Source organism: Pseudomonas sp. LSJ-87 (assembly GCF_032971465.1).
In the GTDB taxonomy this organism is placed as follows: domain Bacteria; phylum Pseudomonadota; class Gammaproteobacteria; order Pseudomonadales; family Pseudomonadaceae; genus Aquipseudomonas; species Aquipseudomonas putida_Z.
This window is the reverse complement of the sequence record NZ_JAWJYQ010000004.1, coordinates 1-19,469: the sequence shown is the minus strand read 5'-3', so window position 1 is coordinate 19,469 and position 19,469 is coordinate 1. Positions and strand designations below refer to the sequence as shown.

15 protein-coding genes are annotated in these 19,469 nt (G+C 63.6%); 7 read left to right on the top strand and 8 right to left on the bottom strand.

The window, feature by feature from the left end; genetic code table 11:
- Positions 1-160: 160 nt before the first annotated feature.
- Positions 161-418, bottom strand: a complete 258-nt coding sequence (locus RYH74_RS05145) for a DUF2790 domain-containing protein (protein ID WP_004375752.1) — start codon at positions 416-418, stop codon at positions 161-163.
- Positions 419-772: 354 nt separating this feature from the next.
- Between RYH74_RS05145 and RYH74_RS05140 the strand changes: the two genes are divergently transcribed.
- Positions 773-1,141, top strand: coding sequence for a GNAT family N-acetyltransferase (locus RYH74_RS05140; protein ID WP_084785241.1), 369 nt, complete (start codon positions 773-775; stop codon positions 1,139-1,141).
- On the opposite strand, the gene def is transcribed toward RYH74_RS05140, so the two are convergent.
- The 3 genes from def to RYH74_RS05125 all read right to left on the bottom strand — a co-directional run bounded on the left by def (position 1,096) and on the right by RYH74_RS05125 (position 2,988).
- Positions 1,096-1,632, bottom strand: coding sequence for a peptide deformylase (gene def / locus RYH74_RS05135; RefSeq protein WP_013973724.1), 537 nt, complete (start codon positions 1,630-1,632; stop codon positions 1,096-1,098). The genes RYH74_RS05140 and def overlap by 46 nt on opposite strands.
- Positions 1,629-2,588: a YihY/virulence factor BrkB family protein gene (locus tag RYH74_RS05130; protein WP_025340186.1), complete on the bottom strand. Its 960-nt coding sequence runs from the start codon at positions 2,586-2,588 to the stop codon at positions 1,629-1,631. The genes def and RYH74_RS05130 overlap by 4 nt, the downstream gene beginning before the upstream one ends.
- A 220-nt stretch (positions 2,589-2,808) precedes the next feature.
- Positions 2,809-2,988: a CsbD family protein gene (locus RYH74_RS05125; RefSeq protein ID WP_015271319.1), complete on the bottom strand. Its 180-nt coding sequence runs from the start codon at positions 2,986-2,988 to the stop codon at positions 2,809-2,811.
- A 186-nt stretch (positions 2,989-3,174) separates the two neighbouring features.
- Here RYH74_RS05125 and RYH74_RS05120 point away from each other — a divergent pair, with 186 nt between their 5' ends.
- Entirely contained in the window at positions 3,175-3,555 is a 381-nt protein-coding gene (locus tag RYH74_RS05120) for a hypothetical protein (RefSeq protein WP_013973727.1), read from the top strand.
- Here the strand turns inward: RYH74_RS05120 and RYH74_RS05115 are convergent, their stop codons facing one another.
- Positions 3,556-4,392 carry a S1 RNA-binding domain-containing protein gene (locus RYH74_RS05115; protein WP_013973728.1) on the bottom strand — a complete coding sequence of 279 codons (837 nt, stop codon included), beginning with the start codon at positions 4,390-4,392 and terminating at the stop codon, positions 3,556-3,558.
- Between the two features lie 130 nt (positions 4,393-4,522).
- Between RYH74_RS05115 and RYH74_RS05110 the strand changes: the two genes are divergently transcribed.
- Positions 4,523-5,383, top strand: coding sequence for a DUF6279 family lipoprotein (locus RYH74_RS05110; protein WP_317409047.1), 861 nt, complete (start codon positions 4,523-4,525; stop codon positions 5,381-5,383).
- Between the two features lie 129 nt (positions 5,384-5,512).
- Here RYH74_RS05110 and aceK read toward each other — a convergent pair whose 3' ends face one another.
- Complete coding sequence (gene aceK / locus RYH74_RS05105) at positions 5,513-7,228, bottom strand: bifunctional isocitrate dehydrogenase kinase/phosphatase (RefSeq protein ID WP_317409046.1); 1,716 nt, start codon at positions 7,226-7,228, stop codon at positions 5,513-5,515.
- A gap of 248 nt (positions 7,229-7,476) precedes the next feature.
- On the opposite strand from aceK, the gene RYH74_RS05100 reads away from it, so the two are divergent.
- Together RYH74_RS05100 and RYH74_RS05095 are read left to right on the top strand one after the other, a co-directional pair.
- Entirely contained in the window at positions 7,477-8,352 is an 876-nt protein-coding gene (locus tag RYH74_RS05100) for a DMT family transporter (RefSeq protein WP_046614694.1), read from the top strand.
- A gap of 13 nt (positions 8,353-8,365) precedes the next feature.
- Positions 8,366-8,824: a DUF4265 domain-containing protein gene (locus tag RYH74_RS05095; RefSeq protein WP_084785242.1), complete on the top strand. Its 459-nt coding sequence runs from the start codon at positions 8,366-8,368 to the stop codon at positions 8,822-8,824.
- 3 nt (positions 8,825-8,827) lie between these two features.
- Here the strand turns inward: RYH74_RS05095 and RYH74_RS05090 are convergent, their stop codons facing one another.
- Positions 8,828-9,709 carry a DMT family transporter gene (locus RYH74_RS05090; protein ID WP_317409045.1) on the bottom strand — a complete coding sequence of 294 codons (882 nt, stop codon included), beginning with the start codon at positions 9,707-9,709 and terminating at the stop codon, positions 8,828-8,830.
- A gap of 669 nt (positions 9,710-10,378) precedes the next feature.
- Between RYH74_RS05090 and RYH74_RS05085 the strand changes: the two genes are divergently transcribed.
- Together RYH74_RS05085 and RYH74_RS05080 are read left to right on the top strand one after the other, a co-directional pair.
- A complete protein-coding gene (locus RYH74_RS05085; RefSeq protein WP_317409044.1) occupies positions 10,379-11,239 on the top strand; it encodes a formylglycine-generating enzyme family protein in 861 nt (286 codons plus the stop codon).
- Between the two features lie 126 nt (positions 11,240-11,365).
- Positions 11,366-13,816, top strand: coding sequence for a TonB-dependent siderophore receptor (locus RYH74_RS05080; protein ID WP_317409043.1), 2,451 nt, complete (start codon positions 11,366-11,368; stop codon positions 13,814-13,816).
- A gap of 156 nt (positions 13,817-13,972) precedes the next feature.
- Here RYH74_RS05080 and RYH74_RS05075 read toward each other — a convergent pair.
- On the bottom strand, positions 13,973-19,469 hold a 5,497-nt coding region (locus RYH74_RS05075), incomplete at its 5' end, for a non-ribosomal peptide synthetase (protein ID WP_317409042.1).

Below are 19,469 nucleotides of genomic sequence, written 5' to 3'. Positions count from 1 at the left end.
TTATTCTGGGTTGGTTGTGGTTTGAAATGCATATCGGGGGATTGCGTCGGGGCGACAAGGTGCATGCCTTGGGTGATGTGGCGCCTGTGAGACCGAGCGCCGCCTGCGCGGCGCTCGATCTCACAGGCGCTGAAAATGCTGTGGCAGGCCCTTGGCGGGCTCAACCCTGCTGGCACCCCTCACCCATGGCCCGGTACTGGATGGTGTGCACCTGGCCCTGGTGGTCTTCGTAGGTCATGGTCGCAGGCACCACTTCGCAGACGTTGGGGATGGTCGACAGGTTGATCACCCGCTTGATGTCCAGGTTCATGGAGTAGTCGTACTGCTGGGCGACGGGCTCGCTGGAGACGGGTCTGGCCTCATCGGCGAGGGCGAACGAGGACATACCGACCAATGCAAGAATCAGTAATGGTTTCATGTGAGTTTGCCTTTTGAGCATTCAAGCTGATCGATTGACTTCTATTGCCGTGCCCGGCGCGGAGAAGTTGCCATCTGCGGTGAAGATGGCACGAAGTACCGATCCCGCTTCGTACTGCCAGTGGGGATGGCTAAAAGTCTACTCCCGGCCTGGAATAGTTGAACCCCGAACTCGGACATTCACCCTTGCCAGATATGCAACAATCTGCGACAAGTTCACCGCAAAACATCAGGCCAGAGCCTCTGGCCACCTTTCAGGGCAGGGCGCGCAATTTCTGAAAATTTGTACTGTTCGATACTTTCGGCCCCGGAACGCCGGCTGCTGGACCACTTTTACCGCCAGCACGGCTCACGCATGCGTGCTGCGGGCGATGCTGAGCTGTGGGTGGCGCGGGGCCCCGGCATCATCGCGGGCTTGAGCCTGAGCCCGGTGGGCGATGGCTTCTGGCTGACCGGGTTGTTCGTCGACCCGCAGCGGCGCAGCCAAGGGGTGGCCGGGCGGTTGGTCGAGGCGGCGCTGGCGCAGGCTGGCGGGCCCACCTGGCTGTTCTGCCACCCGGACCTTGCGCCCTTCTACCAGCGCCTGGGCTTCGACATGGCCCAGCAGCTGCCGGAAGCCCTGGCTGGCCGCCTGCAGCGCTACCAGCGCAGCAAGCGGCTGGTGGCACTGCAACGGGGTCAGTCGTCGCTGGCGTCGAGCCCGGGGAACAGCACCTCGGTGTAGCCGAACCGGGAAAAGTCCTGGATGCGTGACGGGTACAGCCGACCGATCAGGTGGTCACATTCATGCTGCACCACCCGCGCATGGAAGCCGTCGGCAAAGCGGTTGATCGGGTTGCCCTGGGGGTCGATGCCTTCATAGCAGATGTGCTTGAAACGCGGCACCACGCCGCGCAGGCCGGGTACCGACAGGCAGCCTTCCCAACCGTCCTCGATCTCGCTGGACGTCGGCGTGATGACCGGGTTGAGCAGGATGGTCTGCGGCACCGGTTCGGCATCCGGGTAACGCTCGCTGCGCTCGAAGCCGAAGATCACCAGCTGCAGGTCGATACCGATCTGTGGCGCGGCCAGGCCCACGCCGCCCACATGGCGCATGGTTTCGAACATGTCATCGATCAGTTGCTGCAGTTCGGCACTGCCGAGCATGTGCTCGGGCACTGGCGGGGCGATGCGCAGCAGGCGTTCGTCGCCCATCTTGAGAATGTCACGGATCATCGGGGGTTCGGCTCGGAAGATTGCTGCTCGCTCGGTACAGGGTGCTCATGGCCCAGCACGGTAATGGTTTCGCGGGCCTTGTGCTCATCGGCGTCCTTCTCGCCAGGGTTCTTGCCCTCGCTCGACATGTGCTCGATCACTGCGTTCATCTCCGCGCCCAGCAGCAAAACGGCGGCGGAGATATAGAAATACAGCAATAGCACGATGATTGCACCGATACTGCCGTACATGGCGTTGTAGTCGGCAAAGGTCTTCACATAGTAGGCAAAGCCCAGCGAGGCCAAGATCCACACCACCACCGCCAGCACCGAGCCCGGGGTGATGAAGCGGAACTGCTGCTTCACATCGGGCATCACGTAGTAGATCAGCGCCACCGCCACCATCATCAGGATGATGATCGCCGGCCAGCGCAGGATGGTCCACACCGTGACGATCACCTCCTGCATGCCGACCTGGGCGGCAATCCACTCCATCACCTGCGGCCCCAGCACCATCAGCGCCGCAGCCACCAGCAACATGCCGGCAATGCCCACGGTGTAGATGATCGACAACGGAATGCGCTTCCACACCGGGCGGCCCTCGGGCACATCGTAGGCAGCGTTCATCGCGCTCATCATCAGGCGCACACCGGCCGATGCGGTCCACAAGGCAATCACGATACCCACCGACAACAGCCCGCCCTTGGACTGCTGCAACTGGTCGATCACCGGGTTCACCTGCTCCAGCGCCTGGGGTGGCAGCACCAGTTCCGATTGCAGGCGCAGCCAGGAGAAGAAGTCCGGCAGGTGCAGGAAACCGATCAGGGCGATCAGGAACAGCAGGAACGGGAACAACGAGAACAGCATCTGGTAGGCCAGTGCGGAAGCGTAGGTCGACATCTCGTCGTCGAGGAATTCCTTGACGGTGCGTACCAGCACGCGGTGCAGGGGCAGGCCGCGCAGGTCGGGGAAAATCATAGCGTCTCCTTTCGCCGCTCGATTCGTGTGTACCACGGTAAGTCTAATAGACCATGCCGCTGCTGTGCTGATCCCGGCCATGCTGCAAGAATTTGCTTACGCCAGCACCGGCCTCTTCGCGGGCATGCCCGCTCCCACAGGTACTGCACAGTGCTTGAAATCTGTTCGGTACCTGTGGGAGCGGGCGAGCCCGCGAAAAGGCCGGGACAGGCCACTCACATCAAGGCTTTTTCACCGCGTCCTTCACGTTGCCCTTGATCTGTTGCCCCTCGCCCTTGAGCTCCTGCGCTTCACCCTCGGCCCGCAGCCGCTCGTTGTCGGTCACTTTGCCGACACCCTGCTTGACGTTGCCGATTGCTTCGTTGGCCAGGCCTTTCGCTTTGTCTTTGGTACCGCTCATGGCAAAACTCCTGCAATTGGGGGCACGTGGACCGTGCCGACAGTCGGTGGACCCGACGCCTTCGCCAAGCGTTCCAACAGTTTTTTCGCCCTCGAGCCGAACGGCAAGGCGGTTGGCAAACCTTGCCCCGCTACCCGCCACCCCTCACAATGCAGGCCTTCATAGCGTCAACCCGCAGGAACCTGCATGAAACTCGACAAACCCGCCGCCATCGCCCGGCGTAACGAAGCACTGGCCCGCCCGGTGCTGACCAGCAGCAACACCCTGTTCGCCATCCTCGACCGCAAGCGCAACCTGTGGTGGTTCGAGGTGCCGGTGGCGCTGCTGCGCAAGGGCCAGCCCGACTGGGTCAACCTGCTGCTGCACACCCCGGAAAGCGACGAGCTGCAGCACCTGAAGGTGCCGACCAACTTCCTGCGCGCTCACCAGGAACAGATGGAAGTGCGCAACCCCGGCAAGCGCCGCTCGACCATCAGCCTGGCCCTCAGCGCCGACCGCGACTCGCTGCTGCGCGACACCCGCCCGGGTGGCGAGCAGCTGGACTTCCGTACCTTCGTGCAGGCCTGATCAGGCCTTCTCGATGCGATCGTCATGGATGACGATGCGGCCCTGCTTGAACAACCCGCCAATGGCCTTCTTGAAGTTGCCCTTGCTGACGTTGAACAGCTTGCTGATCAGCGCCGGGTCGCTCTTGTCGCACACCCCCAGCACCCCGCCTTCGGCCTCCAGGCGCGCCATGATCTGCTCCTGCAGGCTGTCGGCCAGGGCCGCACCCACCGGTTGCAGGCTCAAGGCGATCTTGCCGTCCGCGCGCACTTCCTTGATGAAGCCCTTCTCGTGCATGCCCGAGCGCAGGAACTTGAACACCTCGTTCTTGTGGATCAGGCCCCAGTGGCGGTTGTTGATGATCGCCTTGAAGCCCATCGGCGTCTCGCCGGCCACCAGCAGCTCGACCGGCTGGCCTACCTGGTAGTCCGCCGGGGTGCGGTCCAGGTAACGGTCCAGGCGTGAGGTGGCGGTGATGCGGCGGGTGCGCTTGTCGAGGTACACGTGCACCACGCAGTAGTCGCCGATCTTCAGCGGCCGCGCCTCTTCCGAGTACGGCATCAGCAGGTCCTTGGACAGGCCCCAGTCGAGGAAGATGCCGGCACCGTTGATGTCCTTGACCTTGAGGCTGGCGAACTCGCCAACCTGCACCTTGGGTTTCTCGGTGGTGGCGATCAGCTGGTCTTCGCTGTCCAGGTAGATGAACACGTTCAGCCAGTCATCCACTTCGGTTTCGGCGTTTTTCGGGATGTAGCGCCCGGGCAGCAGGATCTCGCCGTCGGCGCCGCCGTCCAGGTACAGGCCGAAGTCCACGTGTTTCACGATTTGCAAACTGTTGTAACGCCCAAGCAGAGCCATTTCCGATGTTCCTCAAGACAAGGCGGCTATTCTACACCTGAAGCCAGCGCGCCGCCCGACCGCTGATGCAGTGGAACCGTCAGCGTCCCTCTTGCGTCTACCGTCTGGCCAGCACCGCAAGGAACAGCCCATGCCGCTACGCCTGTCCAAAGCCCTGCTCGTCGCCATCGGCTGCGCCCTGGCCCTGGCCGCCTGCAGCCGTATCGACCTGGCCTACCGCAACCTCGACCGCCTGGTGCCGTGGTCGCTGGGCGACTACCTGGCCATGAACAGCGAGCAGAAGGCCATGCTTGACGACCGCCTGCGGGAGCACCTGGCCTGGCATTGCAAGACCCAGCTGCCTGGTTACCTCGACTGGCTGGACCGGGTACGCGGCATGGTCGCCGACGACCAGGTGACCGACCAGGCCCTGCAGCAGCGTACCCGCGAAGCCCGCGAGGCGATTGGCCGGGTAGCCGAGGAAATCACCCCTTCGGCCACCGAGTTGCTGCGCGGCATGAGCGATAGCCAGGTGGCGGAGATGCGCGAGGCATTCCGCGAGGACATCAGCGAACGGCAGAAGAAGTATGTGGATACGCCGTTGGACAAGCAGATCGCCCGCCGTTCCGAACGCATGGAGAAACGCCTGACGCCGTGGTTTGGCGAGCTGACCGCGGTACAGAAGCAGCGCGTGCAGGCCTGGTCCCAGGCGCTGGGCGACCAGAACCGCGAATGGATCGCCAACCGCGCGCACTGGCAGCAGCAATTGCTGCTGGCGATGAACCAGCGCAACGACGCCAGCTTCGAGCCACGCCTGGCGACGTTGTTGCAGCGCAAGGAGAGTTTGTGGACGCCGGAGTACCGGGCGGCGTATCAGAATACCGAGCAGCAGGCGCGCAGCTTGCTGGTGGACCTGGTGCACCAGAGTACCCCGCAGCAGCTGCGGTACCTGCAGGAGCGGTTGGGCAAGGTGCGTACCGATTTCAGTGAATTGAAGTGTTTGAAGGGGTGACGATGAAAAGCAGGCCCGGCCTCTTCGCGGGTAAACCCGCTCCCACAGGGACCTCACTGGTTTCGAATCCTGTGCAGTACCTGTGGGAGCGGGTTTACCCGCGAAGAGGCCAGGCCTGCCAAAGCACAGTCACCGCCCCTTGCGCCGATACGGAAACACATCGATCACCTTCCCTTCACGAATCGCCGCCTGCAGCCCCTTCCAGTAATCCGCGTCGTACAACTCCCCATGCAGCCGGCTGAACAAGCGCCGCTGGCCGATATCGGCAAACAGGAACGGCGGGAACTCCTCGGGGAACACGTCATGCGGCCCGATCGAGTACCACGGCTCGCCCGACATCTCGTCCTCCGGGTAACGCGGCGGCGGGATATGGCGGAAGTTCACCTCGGTCAGGAAGCTGATCTCGTCATAGTCATAGAACACCACCCGGCCATGGCGGGTTACGCCAAAGTTCTTCAGCAGCATGTCGCCAGGGAAGATGTTCGCCGCCGCCAGCTGCTTGATGGCCAGGCCGTAATCCTTCAGCGCCTCCAGCACCTGGCCCTCGCTGGCGTGTTCCAGGTACAGGTTCAGCGGCGTCATGCGCCGCTCGGTCCAGCAGTGGCGGATCAGCACCGTGTCACCCTCGAGCGCCACGGTCGATGGCGCCACCTCCAGCAGTTCGGCCAGGCACTCCGGCTCGAACTTGCTACGCGGGAAGCGAAAATCGGCGAACTCCTGGGTATCGGCCATGCGCCCGACGCGGTCGACGCTTTTCACCAGCCGGTACTTGTCGATCACCGTGGCACGGTCGACCGTCTTCGACGGTGAAAAGCGGTCCTTGATGATCTTGAACACGATGTTGAAGCCCGGCAGGGTGAACACGCTCATGACCATGCCGCGCACCCCGGGCGCCATGACGAAGCGGTCGTCGCTGCTGGCCAGGTGGTTGATCAGCGCCCGGTAGAACTCCGACTTGCCATGCTTGTAGAAACCGATGGAGGTATACAGCTCGGCAATGTGCTTGCCCGGCAAGATGCGTTTGAGGAAGTTGACGAACTCCGCAGGCACCGGCACATCGACCATGAAGTACGAGCGGGTGAAGGAAAAGATGATCGACACCTCGGCCTCGTCGGTGATCAGCGCATCGGCCTCGATACCGTGCCCTTCGCAGTGCAGCAGCGGTATTACCAGCGGCCACTGCTCGTCGCTGTTGAACAGCCGGCCAACCAGGTAGGCGCCCTTGTTGCGGTACAGCACCGGCACAAACAGCTCCAACGCCAGTTTCGGATCCTTGCATACCCAGTCCGGCAGGCACTCGCGCAGTTGATCCTCCAGGCGCGCCAGGTCGCCTTCCAGGTCGCCGTACGGCACTTCGAACGGGTAATCGCTGAACACTGCCCGCAGCAGGCTCTTGAGCCCAGCGTCAGGTCGATAGGTACGGGTTTGTGCGGCGCGCTCACGGCTGCGCATGGACGGTCGGGTGGTGTGGATGAACATGCAGCCGTCGCTGATCAGGTCGTGGCTGAACAGGCTGCAGAACAGCGAGTTGTACCAGGTCTCGGACAGCTCGTCGTCCAGCCTTGGGTCGATCAGGTGGATATAGGCGTTCTTCACCAGCGGCCATTGTTCCACATCCAGCAGCACGTCCTCGGCAAAACCCTGGCGCAGCCAGCCGTTGACCTCGGCGACCTTCTCTTCATAGAGATTGATGCGGGCGGCGGAGGCACGCTGGATATCCTGCCAGCGTGCCTGCTCGAAGCGCTTGCGGGCACCGAGGGTGATGCGCTGGAAGTGGTCGCGGTAGTCGTCGAAGCCGGCGAGGATCATTCGGGCGATTTCGACAGCGGGCCAGGGCTGGGGCATGCGAAGACCTCGGTGCGGTGTTGAGTTACAGAGCTTAGTCGCCTCTTGGTTTTTGCGGAGCCTGTGCCGGCCTCTTCGCGGGTAAACCCGCTCCCACAGGTTCTGTGCAATGCTCGGCCCTGTGGTAATCCTGTGGGAGCGGGTTTACCCGCGAAGAGGCCGGCACAGGTTTACACCGCAAGAAAGCACAAGAATCCCCAGCCCCCCTGGCGTACACTCGCGCCCCTGCCCTGCCTCCGGAGACCGTTGTGAGCCCCATCGCCCTAGCCCGCCTGCTGACCCTTGCCGCCGTCTGGGGGGCGAGCTTCCTGTTCATGCGCATCATCGCCCCCGAGCTGGGCACGGTGCCGACGGCGTTCTTCCGTGTCTCCATCGCCTGCCTGGGCCTGGTTGCACTGCTCGCTGCCGCCCGCGTGCGCTGGGACTTCCAGGGCAAGCTCGGCGCCTGCCTGGTGCTGGGCATGATCAACTCCGGTATCCCCGCCACGTTCTACTCCGTGGCCGCCCAGGTGCTGCCCGCCGGCTACTCGGCAATCTTCAACGCCACCACGCCGCTGATGGGTGTGCTGGTCGGCGTGCTGTTCTTCCGCGAACCGATGACCCTGGCCAAGCTCTGCGGCATCTTCCTGGGCCTGTTCGGCGTCGGCATCCTCAGCGGCGCCGGCCCGGTGGCCCTGGACCTGGCCCTGCTGCAAGGCGCCCTCGCCTGCCTGGCGGCCACCACCTGCTACGGCTTTGCCGGCTTCCTCGCCCGCCGCTGGGTCAGCGGCCTGGACAGCCGCCTGTCGGCACTTGGCAGCATGCTCGGCGCCACCCTGATGCTGAGCCCGCTGTTCGCCTGGAGCGCGCTGAGCCAGCCACCTGCCAGCTGGGGCGGCTGGCAGGTGTGGCTGTCGCTGCTGGGCCTGGGCCTGCTGTGCACAGCGTTCGCCTACATCCTGTACTTCCGCCTGCTGGAGGAGATCGGCCCGGTCAAGGCCAGCACCGTGACCTTCCTGATCCCGGTATTCGGCGTATTGTGGGGGGCGTGGCTGCTGGACGAACCGTTGTCGATGGCGCACCTGTACGGCGGCCTGCTGATTGGCCTGGCATTGTGGCTGGTGCTGCGCCCGGCACGCAGCTGAAGCGGGGTACAGGATGAACGACGCGTACAAGAAGGTCCTGTTCCGCCTGGAGCAGGACGAAAACGGCTACCCGCCCGCCTCGGTCGAGGGCCTGTGGGCCAAGGCCGTGGAAGGCGGCTATGCCGTCGACAACATTCCCTTCCATGTCTACGGCATCGCCCCGGGCGACGTAATCGGCACCCGTGAGGAAGCCGGCGAAACCTGGTTCGCCGAACTGCGCCACAGCAGCGGCAGCTCGGTGTTCCGGGTTATCGTCAAGCCCCCGGAAACCCTGGACCAGGTACGCGCGGCCGTGCACGACTTCGGCTGCAACTGCGAAACCGAGCAGGCGGTGAAGATGCTGGCGGTCGAGGTCCCGCCGCAGCGCTCGCTCGACACCTTGCTCTACTACCTGCTGACCCAGCGCGAAGCCGGCCTGCTGGACTTCGAGGAAGGCGTATTGCGCCACGCCATCCCCGAAGAATTCCGCTAGGGCCTACGCCTCGGCCAGGCGCGCGGCGGGCTTGCGGAACACGAACAGCAAGCCCACCACGATCAGCCCCATGCCCAGCAGGCTGAGCGGCGCCAGGCGGTTGCCGAAGATCAGCAGGTCCATCACCGCGGTCACTGCCGGCACCAGGTAGAACAGGCTGGTGACATTGACCAGGTTACCCTTGGCGATCAGCCGGTACAGCAGCAGGGTCGCCAGTAGCGAGACCACCAGCCCCATCCACAGCAGCGCGCCGACGAAACCGCCAGTCCATTCCACATGCAGCGGCTGCAGCGGCGCGAACAGCGCGCACATGGCAAAGCCGGCCAGGTACTGCAGCGGCAGCGTGCCCATGGGGTTGTCGGTGATGCGCTTCTGCAGGATCGAGCCAAAGGTCATGCTGGCCAGCGCCAGCAAGGCGAACAGCATCCCCGCCAGCGACACCCCGCCCAGGTTGATGCCCTGGTAGACCACCATGATCAACCCGCCAAGCCCCAACCCCAGGCCGAACAAGCGGCTCCAGGAGCGCTGGCGCTCCATCAGCACTACGGTCAGGATCGGTTGTACCCCCATCACCGTGGCCATGATGCCGGGGGTGACATGGGTATCGAGCGCCAGCAGGTAGAAGATCTGGTAGGCGCCGAGCAGCACACAGCCGGTACCCAGGGCCCGCAAGATGGCCCCGCGACTGCGCGGCCAGCGCAGCCCCAGCAACGGGCCGACCAGCAGCAGGCCGGCCAGGGCCAGCGCCGAGCGCAACAGCAGGAAGGCGAACGGGCTGGCGTGCGCCAGGCCGAGTTTGGAGACGATCGCCCCGCTGCTCCACAGCAGGACGAACAGGCTGGTAGTGGCCGCCGAGGCCACGGATGCTTTGCTAAAGACAGACATGTATTGCCACCTGATATAAGGCGAATAAGCCAGACGGACGGCGTGCGCTTCAGCGTGGGAAGTCGCCGACCGTGCTCAGTAGGTTGCGTGTGCGAAGGGATGCGGCCAGAAGCCGATCAGCCCAGCACGACCACGCAAGGAGGCGGAGCTACGCCGCCTACGACGCCACTGACAGGTGGTGGTGGATAGTGACTGATCATCGCCGGCTGCTGGCAGCCACGCACGACCATGCCCGCGACTGGCGCGATGGCAAAGCTTGTGGTGGATGGGCTGGCTGGCATGAACAGGTCTTCGGGAAGAGAACAGTGGGCTGGACTATAGCCCGGTGTTTCCTGGCTGGCAACTACCCCGCCGGCCACAATCCCGTGTAGGAGCGGCCTTGTGTCGCGAGGGGGCGCGAAGCGGCCCCGGTTCTTTGCATCCACGCCGATATTGCCGGGGCCGCTTTGCGGCCCATCGCCGGCAAGCCGGGCTCCCACAAGTACGGCGTAGAACTCAAGATTTTCGCGGTCCCTGTGGGAGCCTGGCTTGCCGGCGATGGGCTGCGCAGCAGCCCCAGTGACGTTAACTGGCTGGTAAGGGGTCGCGTGTGTATTGGTTAATTTCTCACCACCCCGATTCGTCTGAATGCGAAACGCAGCCCGCATTCACCCGTTTCGAGGACCACCGATGAACGTATCCGCCTGGCTCTACCGGCCAGCCCAGATCACCTGCCTGCTGCTGGTCAGCGCCTACGCCCACGCCGCCAAGCCCGGCGACGTGTTCAAAGACTGCAAGGACTGCCCCGAGATGGTCGTGCTGCCCGCCGGCAGCTACGTGATGGGGGCCCCTGACGACGAAGTCGGCCGCCAGCCCGACGAGGGCCCGCTGCACACCGTGACCTTCGCCAAGCCCTTCGCCATGAGCCGCTACCAGGTCACCGCCGGCGAACTGGACGCCTACATCAAGGCCACCGGCACCGTCATCAAGAGCGGCGACGACCGCCCCGGCCGCTGGTGCGAAGCCAGCAAGCCCAGCTACAAGCAAGGCCCCCGCCAGCCGGCGGTGTGCGTCGACTACGACGAAGTGCAGGCCTATACCCGCTGGCTGGCGAAAACCACCGGCAAACCGTACCGCATGGTCAGCGAAGCCGAACGCGAATATGCCGCCCGTGGCGGCTCCAGCGGCCCGTTCCCCTTCCCCTTCGACGAATCGGGCAAGTACGAGATCAGCAAGCACGCCAACACCTATGGCCCCAAGGACGGGCATACCTTCACCGCCCCGGTGGGCAGCTACCCGCCCAATGCCTTCGGCATGTATGACATGCACGGCAACGTCTACGAATGGGTCGCCGACTGCTACCACGACAGCTACGAAGGCGCCCCCACCGACGGCAGCACCTGGATCCAGGACCCCAAGTGCATCCGCGCGCACATGCGCGGCAACGACTGGGGCGAGCCGCCGATCTTCTCCCGCTCGGCCAACCGCAATGACCGCCTCAAGACCACCCGCGGGGACTTCCTCGGCTTTCGTGTAGCACGCGAACTGTGAAGTTGTGACGCGGTTAACGCAGCACCGGCCAAAAAAATCGCCAATAAGAATCGTTCCGGTTTTTCACAGGTGCTGCGTCCTATAGCTGACATAGAAAAAAACCCTCTGCCAACGAGACCGCAATAGATGTCCAAGTCCCTCCCCGGCCCGCTCAACCCGCTTGCCAAAGCATTACTGATCCGTCATTCCCTTCGTCCCCAGCGCGCGTTCACACGCATCGGCCTGGGCCTGGCGATATCCGCTGCGATGGTTGCCCAGGTGCAGGCACAGGAGTGGACCCTGGATATTCCCGCGCAGTCGATGAACTCGGCGTTGCAGGCACTGGCCAGGCAGACCGATACCCAGTTGCTGTACAGCCCGGAGGACATCAGTGGGCTGCGCTCCACGGCCCTCAAGGGCCGGCATGACCTGCAGTCTTCGTTGCGGACATTGCTGCAAGGCACCGGGCTGCGTTACCAGATCGATGGCAACACCGTGACGGTGACGGCCAGTTCGGGCGCACAGGCCGGCCAGGTCGAGCTTTCGGCGACCAACGTCAATAGCGTGGGCCTTGGTGCCACTACCGAAGGCACGGGCTCCTACACCACCGGTGTGACCAACACCGCGACCAAGATGAACCTGTCGATCCGTGAAACGCCCCAGTCGATCAGCGTAGTCACCCGCCAGCGCATGGACGACCAGCAGCTCAACAGCGTGACCCAGGTGCTCAACCAGACACCCGGCATCACCATGTCCCAGGACGGTGGCCTGCGCTACAACATCTATTCCCGCGGCAGTGCCATCAACACCTACCAGCTTGACGGCGTGACCACCACCCAGGAAAACCAGACCCGCAACATGCCCAGCACGTTGCTGGACATGACCATTTACGACCGCGTCGAGATCGTCCGCGGCGCCACCGGTCTGATGACCGGCGCGGGTGAACCCGGCGGTGTGGTCAACCTCATTCGCAAACGCCCGACCCGCGAATTCCAGTCGCATATCCAGGGCACTGTCGGCTCCTGGGACTCCTACCGCAGCGAAGTCGATGTTTCCGGCCCCTTGACCGAGGGTGGCAACCTGCGCGGGCGCATGGTGGCAGCCAAGCAGAAAAGCGGCAGTTTTCGCGACTGGTACAAGGAAGACAAGGACATCCTCTACGGCGTTCTCGAAGCGGACCTGAACGACGACACCCTGGTACGTTTCGGCGTCGACTACCAGAAGTTCAAAGCCACCGGTTCACCGGGTGTACCGTTGTTGTTCACCAACGGCAAGCAGACCAACTTCTCCCGCTCGACCAGTTCCGGCGCCCGCTGGATGTACGACGAGCTGGAAACCACCAACTATTTCATGGCCGCCGAGCATTCCTTCGCCAATGACTGGCAAATCAAGCTGGCCGCGAACTACATGGATTCCAATCGCGATAACTACAACGGCTCTTATCAGACCTCTTCGGGCCGAGCATGGATCAATGAAGAAACCGGCGCTGCGCGAATGCTGCGTTACAACGCTGAAGCCGACCAGACCCAGCGCGGCCTGGACCTGACACTGCAAGGGCCTTTTTCCCTGTTCGGGCGCACTCACGAGTTCATCACCGGCTTCAACTACCAGGATTACAAGAACGATCACACCGGTTATGACGTTGGTACCACAACCGTCAACTTCTATGACTGGGACAACTACCTGCCTCGGCCAACCGAGACTGGCGCACTTGGGGAAATTCTCAACATCAAGAGCAGCCAGCGCGGCACCTACGCGGCATTCAAATTCAACCTGATGGATGACCTCAACGTAATCGTGGGCGCGCGCACCTCCGACTATGACTACGACTATTACTACTGGCCTACTTCGAACGTCAAAATGCACGAACGGGGTGAAGTAACACCGTACGCGGGCATCATCTATGACCTGACCCCCGAGCAATCGGTGTATGCCAGCTATACCGATATCTTCAAGCCACAATCCAACCTCGATCGTAACGGTTCGGTCATTGGCCCTGTCATAGGCAGCAACTACGAAATAGGCTGGAAAGGGGCGTTCTACGACGGGCGCCTGAACGCCAGTACGGCATTGTTCCTGGTCAAGCGTGACAACCTGGCGGTGCAGGATGGCGACGCGATCGTGCCAGGCACGCTCGACCAACAAGCCTACAAGGCTGCAAAGGGTACCGAGACCAAGGGTATCGACCTGGAACTGTCGGGAGAGGTTTTGCCTGGTTGGCAAGTCATGACCAGCTACAGCCATGCCCGCACGGAAGACGCCGAGGGCGAGCGCCAGCTGACGCAGTACTCCATGGACACTTTCCGCTTCTGGAACACCTATCGCTTCCAGGGTGACTGGAACAGGCTGACCGTGGGTGGCGGGGTGTCCTGGAACTCCAGCATGTCGCTCTACTACAACAGCCTCAAAGCCCGAGCCACCCAGGATGACTACACCGTTGCCAGCCTGATGGCGCGCTATCAGGTCACCGACCATCTGGCCGCCACTCTGAACCTGAACAACATCTTCGACGAGAAGTACTACTCGGGTATCGGCGGCAGTGTTGGCCATTACGGTGACCCGCGTAATGCCACCATGAGCCTGCGCTACGACTTCTAGGCCGACAGCCACCTGTACCGTTGTAATCGAAGCGGCGTCATCCACACAGGATGACGCCGCTTTTTTCGTCTCGGTGGCGACACTGCCGACATGAAAAAACCTGTGGGGCCCACGTTGAACGTGAGCCCCACAGGTCATTCAGCCGGCCTTGCCGGGTCAACCCATGACCGGCTCCGCCACCAGCCTGGCCGCGAGCCCCTCGATCACGTCCGGATGCTTGAGGATGTCATAGTGACCCGCTGCAACCGCGTGGTTCTCACCGCTCCCGTGAACCGCGAAGCGGTGGCCATGGTCACCTGCCCACCAGCACAAGGCAGCGGCGCGGGTTGCCGGCAATGCCGGCAACCGTTCCGACAACGCCTTGAGCCGCATCGCCACGGCAAAGGTGTGGGCCAGTTCGGCGCTTTCGACACTGGCGAAGGCCGACGCTACCTGCAGCCCCGAGCGTGCCGCTTCGATCAGCCGCTCAAGCAGCGGCACACCACTGCCCGCCGCGATGGCAGGCAGCACCAGCTGCTCCTTGGCCAGCCCCAGCAGCACACTCAGGAAGTTGCCAAGGTCGGCACTCCAGTCCGCCGCCGGCGTTGCCGGCGCACCGGTGGGGATGAAACTGTCGACCAGGCCAAGCAACGATACTTGCTGGCCCTGGGCTTCCAGCTCCTGGGCCACCAGCACCGCCAGCGTGCCACCCAGCGACCAGCCGGCAAGCTGGTATGGCCCTTCGGGCTGCTTCTGGCGAATGTACTGGGCATAGTCGATCGCCATGGCCTGCAACGAATCATCCTGCCAGTTGCGATCGAGCAGCATACGGCATTGCACGCCGTAGACGCTGCAATGCCCTTCCAGCCGGCGCGCCAGCGGCTCGTAGTCGAACACCGTGCCAAAGCCGGCATGCAGGCAGAACAGCGGCCTGGCCCCGGCTACCCGGCTGTTGAGCAGCAACAGCGGGTCAAGGGCGACGTCGCCATCGGTATAGCCGGAAAGCTCGCCAATGGTGGGCCTGGCCATGACATCGCGCAGTTTCAGCTCGATCGACAGGTCGGGCCGAGCTCGTACCTTCGACAGCATCTTCAGCACGCGCAGCGAATCGCCCCCCAACTCGAAGAAGTTGTCATCGACACCAACTTCATCCACTTCCAGCACTTCTTGCCAGATGGCCGCCAGCGCCTTTTCCGTGTCATCGCGCGGAGCCACCCGCACCGGGCGCCCGGCCAACTCCGGGGCCGGCAGCGCATTGCGATCGATCTTGCCATTGGGCGTGAGTGGAAACGCCGGCAGCAACACCCACTGGGTCGGCACCATGTAGTCCGGCAGGTCGGCACGCAAGGCGTCACGCAATGGCGTAGCGGAAGTCACCCCATTGCCGGTGACCAGATACGCCACCAATTGCTTGCCGGTAGCGCCCTCTCGGGCCACCACCACAGCATCCCGCACATCCGCCAGATTCCGCAGCCGTGCTTCGACTTCCCCAGGTTCGATGCGGAAACCGCGAACCTTCAACTGGTTGTCCAGGCGGCCGATGAAATCGATCACGCCATCCGACCGACGACGCACCCGGTCACCGGTGCGGTACAGCCGCCCGCCCTGGGCAAACGGGTCGGCGACAAAGCGCTCGGCGGTCAGGGACGGACGCTGGTGATACCCGCGCGCCACACCCTCGCCACCAATGTAGAGTTCCCCGGCCACGCCATCGGGCACCGGGTTCAGGCCCTGGTCCAGCACATGCAGCGTGCGCTGGCCAACCCGCTCACCGATCGGCGCATACACCGCCTGGCATGACTGCTGCGCCGATACTTTCCACAACAGGGGGGTCACGACCGTTTCGGTAGGCCCGTAGCCATTGGTCAGGAACTGCGGGCGCAAGGTCCGCTTGACCAGTTCGAACAGTGCATCGGGCACCGCGTCACCGCCAAAGCAATAGATGCGCACCGGCGGTGCGGCCTCCTGCCGGGTTTGCGCGAACTCGGCCAGTTGCTGCAGATACGCCGGCGGGAAGCAGGCAATGTCGATGCGCTCGGCATGCAGTACCTGCCAGGTTTGCTCGGCAGTCCACAGCTGGCTACCGCGCACCACCAAGCAGCCGCCTGACGACAAGGTCGACAGCCAACGCTCCTGGGCACCGTCGAAAGCGAACGACATGAACAACAGCTCGCGAGTGCTTTCATCCATCTGGTAAAGGCGGGCGATTGCCTGGCAGTGCATGCCGATCTGCCCGTGGCTGACCGCCACGCCCTTGGGCTTGCCGGTAGAGCCAGAGGTATAGATCAGGTACGCCAGGTTGGTGTCGTGCACCATCACCTGAGGGGCATCGGACGGCAAGCTGGCGATAGCCAGAAGGTCCAGCTCCACGCAGTGCTCCACCCCGGCAAAACGCTGGCGCAAGCCGCTGCTGGTCACCAGCAGGTGCATGGCCAAATCCTCGACAATCCACTGCAAGCGATCCTGCGGGTAGTCGATATCCAGCGGCACATAGGCGGCGCCGGTTTTCATCACCGCCAGGAATGCCACGATCACCTCCACCGAGCGTTCCAGGGCGATGCCGACCGTAACCTCCGGGCGCGCACCCAAGGCAATCAGGTGGTGTGCCAGGCGGTTGGCACGCTCATCCAGTTGGGCATAGCTCAACTGTCGCTCGCCACAGGCCACCGCAATTGCCTCTGGCCGCACCTGGGCATGCCGGGCAATCAGCTCGGCCAGCCTTGGCATGGCCTGCTCGCATGGCTGCAAGCCGTTGCGAACCTGGGCCTGCTGCGCTTGCGCCGGGGTCAGCATGTCCAGGCTGCCCACGGTGGCGTGAGGGTTGTCGAGCATGCCCTCGAGCAGCCGTTCGAAACTGCCACGAATGCTGTCGGTGCCTTGCTCCGTGAAGCGGTTGCGCAAGTAGAGGAACTCGACCGAGAGCGTCTCGCCCAGATGCACCGCCAGGTCCATGGCGTAGTTGGTCACGTCGCGGTTGCTCACCTCACCGAACTGCAGCGAGCCACCACCACCTTCCTGCAGGCGTTCGTCCACCGGGTAGTTCTCGAACACCACGATGCTGTCGAACAACGCTTGCCCGGCCTGCCCTGCCCAGCGTTGCACATCAGCCAAGGCTGCATGTTCGTGGTCGCGCAGTTCCAGGTTGCAGGCCTGCAGTTGCTGCAGCCAGTCGACAATCCGCTGCTGCGGTTGGGGCGTCTGCACCACCGGCAAGGTGTTGATGAACAAACCCAGCATTTCGTCGGCACCGGGCAAGCCGGCTGGCCGGCCCGCCACGGTGGCGCCGAAGCACACCGTGGCTTGCCCGGTATAGCGCTGCAGCAGCAGCAGCCAGGTCGCTTGGATCAAGGTGTTTGGGGTGATGCGCAAGCGCTGGGCCTGCTCGCGCAGTTGCCGGGTACGCGAGGCATCCCAACGCAGGTACAGCGCGGCGTGCCCCTGCAGGTCTGCCGCCGGGCGAGCCGCCAGGCTGTCCGCCAGCCAGGTGGGGCTTTCCAGCTCTTGCAGCTTGCCTCGCCAGAACTGCTCCAGCGCCGCCTTGGGCTGCCCGGCAAGCCAGCGGATGTAATCGCCAAACCGCCCTGCCGGCGCTCGCGCAGGGTGGCCATGGTAAGTCTGCAACACCTCGCCAAGCAGCAGCGAGGTACTCCAGCCGTCCATCAGTATGTGATGACGGGTCCACAGCAGGTGCAAACGTTCGTCGTCCAGCCGCACCAGGGTCAGGCGCATCAACGGTGCGACACTCAGGTCCAGGCCTTGTGCGGCATCGGCCTCGGCCAGCGCCTGAAGCATCTGCGCACTTACCGAGCGGTCGCGCCAGTCATGCACGACCACCGGCAATTCGACCTTGCGGTAGACAAGCTGCAAAGGTTCGGCCAAGTGGGGCGCCGACCAGAAGGCACTGCGCAGGATATCGTGACAGTCGATCACCTGCTGCCAGGCTGCCACGAACCGTTCGATTTCCAGGCCTTTGACTTCCACCGAAGTCTGGTTGATGTAAAGCGCGCCTTCAGGCCCCTGCAGCGAATGGAACAGCATGCCCTGCTGCATCGGCGACAGCGGGTAGATATCGGCCACCTGCCGTGCAACTGCCGGCAGCTCATCCAGCTGCTGTTGGCGCAGCGCGGCCAGTGGGAAGTCCGAAGGCGTTACACCACGGTTGCCAGGCTCGCAGCAATGAGCGATCAGCGCGCCAAGCTCTGCGGCATAGTCATCTGCCAACTTTTGCATGACCGCGGTGTCGTAGCGCTGCGCACTGAAGGTCCAGCCAAGTTTCAGCTCGCCGCCGTATACCTGGCCGTTCAGGGCGATCTGGCTATCGAGTGGCGCATCGGCTGGTTTGGCCGCACCGCCATATTCCCGCGCGGGTGCGAACAAGCCCGACTGCTCGTCGAAGCTACCGTCGAACTGCCCGAGGTAGTTGAACACGATCTCGCCCTGAGGCAACGCAGCCAGGGCCTCACGCGCACCAGCCGGCCCCATGTACTTCAGCGCGCCATAGCCAAGTCCTTTGTTCGGCACGGCCCGCAGCTGCTCCTTGACCGCCTTGATCGATTCGGCGATCCCGTCCTGCGGGCTCAGCTTCACTGGGTACATGCTGGTGAACCAGCCCACCGTGCGGCTCAGGTCAATTTCGTCGAACAGGTCTTCCCGGCCATGGCCTTCCAGCCTGACCAGCACCTCCGGCCGCTCGGTCCAGCGGGCGATCACCCGAGCCAGGGCTGTCAGCAACAGGTCATTGATCTGCGTGCGATAGGCCGCAGGGGCATCGTGCAACAACTGCCGGGTGGCTTCGCGGCCCAGCCGCGTACTGACCGACGCAGCGTGCTGCTGCTGGTTGCCGCCCAGCGCATTGGCGCACGGCAGGTGGTCGCTGGTGCCCTGCAACTGCGCTTGCCAGTAGGCAAGTTCCGCTTGCAGCGCCTCGCTCTGGGCATAGGCCTGCAGGTGCTGCGCCCAGGTCTTGTAGGAGCTGGTCTTGGCTGGCAATTGCACCGGCTGTCGGTTGCCCAGGGCCTGGTAGGCCTGTTGCAGGTCCTCCAGCAACAGGCGCCACGACACGCCATCTACCGCCAGGTGATGAATGACCAGCAGCAGACGCTGGCTGCCATCGGGCAGGCTGGCCAGCAGCGCACGGACCAGCAAGCCTTGCTGCAGGTTCAGGCTGCGTTGGGCCTGGTCAGCGAGTGCGGACAACGCCTCCTCGTCCGCGCACGCATGCTCCCAGAGTATCCGGGCCTGGTGCTGTGGCTTGTATTCGGCTTGCCAGGCCCCCGCCTGCTGCTCGAAGCCCAGGCGCAGTGCATCATGATGGGCGACCAGTGCCAGCAACGCATCGTGCAGGCGGTCCGCTTGCAGGGGTTCGCTGGGTGTCAGCAGAATCGACTGGTTCCAATGCCCACGCTCACCAATGTCGGCCTCGAAGAACCATTGCTGAATCGGGGTCAGCGGTGTGCTGCCCGTGATCGGCCCTTGCTCGCCAATACCTTCGACAACACGCCGTGCCACCGTGGCCAGGCCTTGTACGGTCTGATGCTGGAACAGTTGCTTGGGGGTGAACTGCACGCCGGCCTGGCGGGCCTTGCCCACGACTTGCAGGGAAACGATGGAGTCGCCACCCAGTTCGAAGAAGTTGTCGTCCAGGCCTACCCGCTCCAGTTTCAGCACATCGGCC

What these genes read in the sequence shown, in the direction of transcription:
- RYH74_RS05145 (WP_004375752.1), bottom strand. Translation starts at nt 418, where the DNA reads ATGAAACCATTACTGATTCTTGCATTGGTCGGTATGTCCTCGTTCGCC.
- RYH74_RS05140 (WP_084785241.1), top strand. Translation starts at nt 773, where the DNA reads ATGCGTGCTGCGGGCGATGCTGAGCTGTGGGTGGCGCGGGGCCCCGGC.
- def (WP_013973724.1), bottom strand. Translation starts at nt 1,632, where the DNA reads ATGATCCGTGACATTCTCAAGATGGGCGACGAACGCCTGCTGCGCATC.
- RYH74_RS05130 (WP_025340186.1), bottom strand. Translation starts at nt 2,588, where the DNA reads ATGATTTTCCCCGACCTGCGCGGCCTGCCCCTGCACCGCGTGCTGGTA.
- RYH74_RS05125 (WP_015271319.1), bottom strand. Translation starts at nt 2,988, where the DNA reads ATGAGCGGTACCAAAGACAAAGCGAAAGGCCTGGCCAACGAAGCAATC.
- RYH74_RS05120 (WP_013973727.1), top strand. Translation starts at nt 3,175, where the DNA reads ATGAAACTCGACAAACCCGCCGCCATCGCCCGGCGTAACGAAGCACTG.
- RYH74_RS05115 (WP_013973728.1), bottom strand. Translation starts at nt 4,392, where the DNA reads ATGGCTCTGCTTGGGCGTTACAACAGTTTGCAAATCGTGAAACACGTG.
- RYH74_RS05110 (WP_317409047.1), top strand. Translation starts at nt 4,523, where the DNA reads ATGCCGCTACGCCTGTCCAAAGCCCTGCTCGTCGCCATCGGCTGCGCC.
- aceK (WP_317409046.1), bottom strand. Translation starts at nt 7,228, where the DNA reads ATGCCCCAGCCCTGGCCCGCTGTCGAAATCGCCCGAATGATCCTCGCC.
- RYH74_RS05095 (WP_084785242.1), top strand. Translation starts at nt 8,366, where the DNA reads ATGAACGACGCGTACAAGAAGGTCCTGTTCCGCCTGGAGCAGGACGAA.
- RYH74_RS05090 (WP_317409045.1), bottom strand. Translation starts at nt 9,709, where the DNA reads ATGTCTGTCTTTAGCAAAGCATCCGTGGCCTCGGCGGCCACTACCAGC.
- RYH74_RS05085 (WP_317409044.1), top strand. Translation starts at nt 10,379, where the DNA reads ATGAACGTATCCGCCTGGCTCTACCGGCCAGCCCAGATCACCTGCCTG.
- RYH74_RS05080 (WP_317409043.1), top strand. Translation starts at nt 11,366, where the DNA reads ATGTCCAAGTCCCTCCCCGGCCCGCTCAACCCGCTTGCCAAAGCATTA.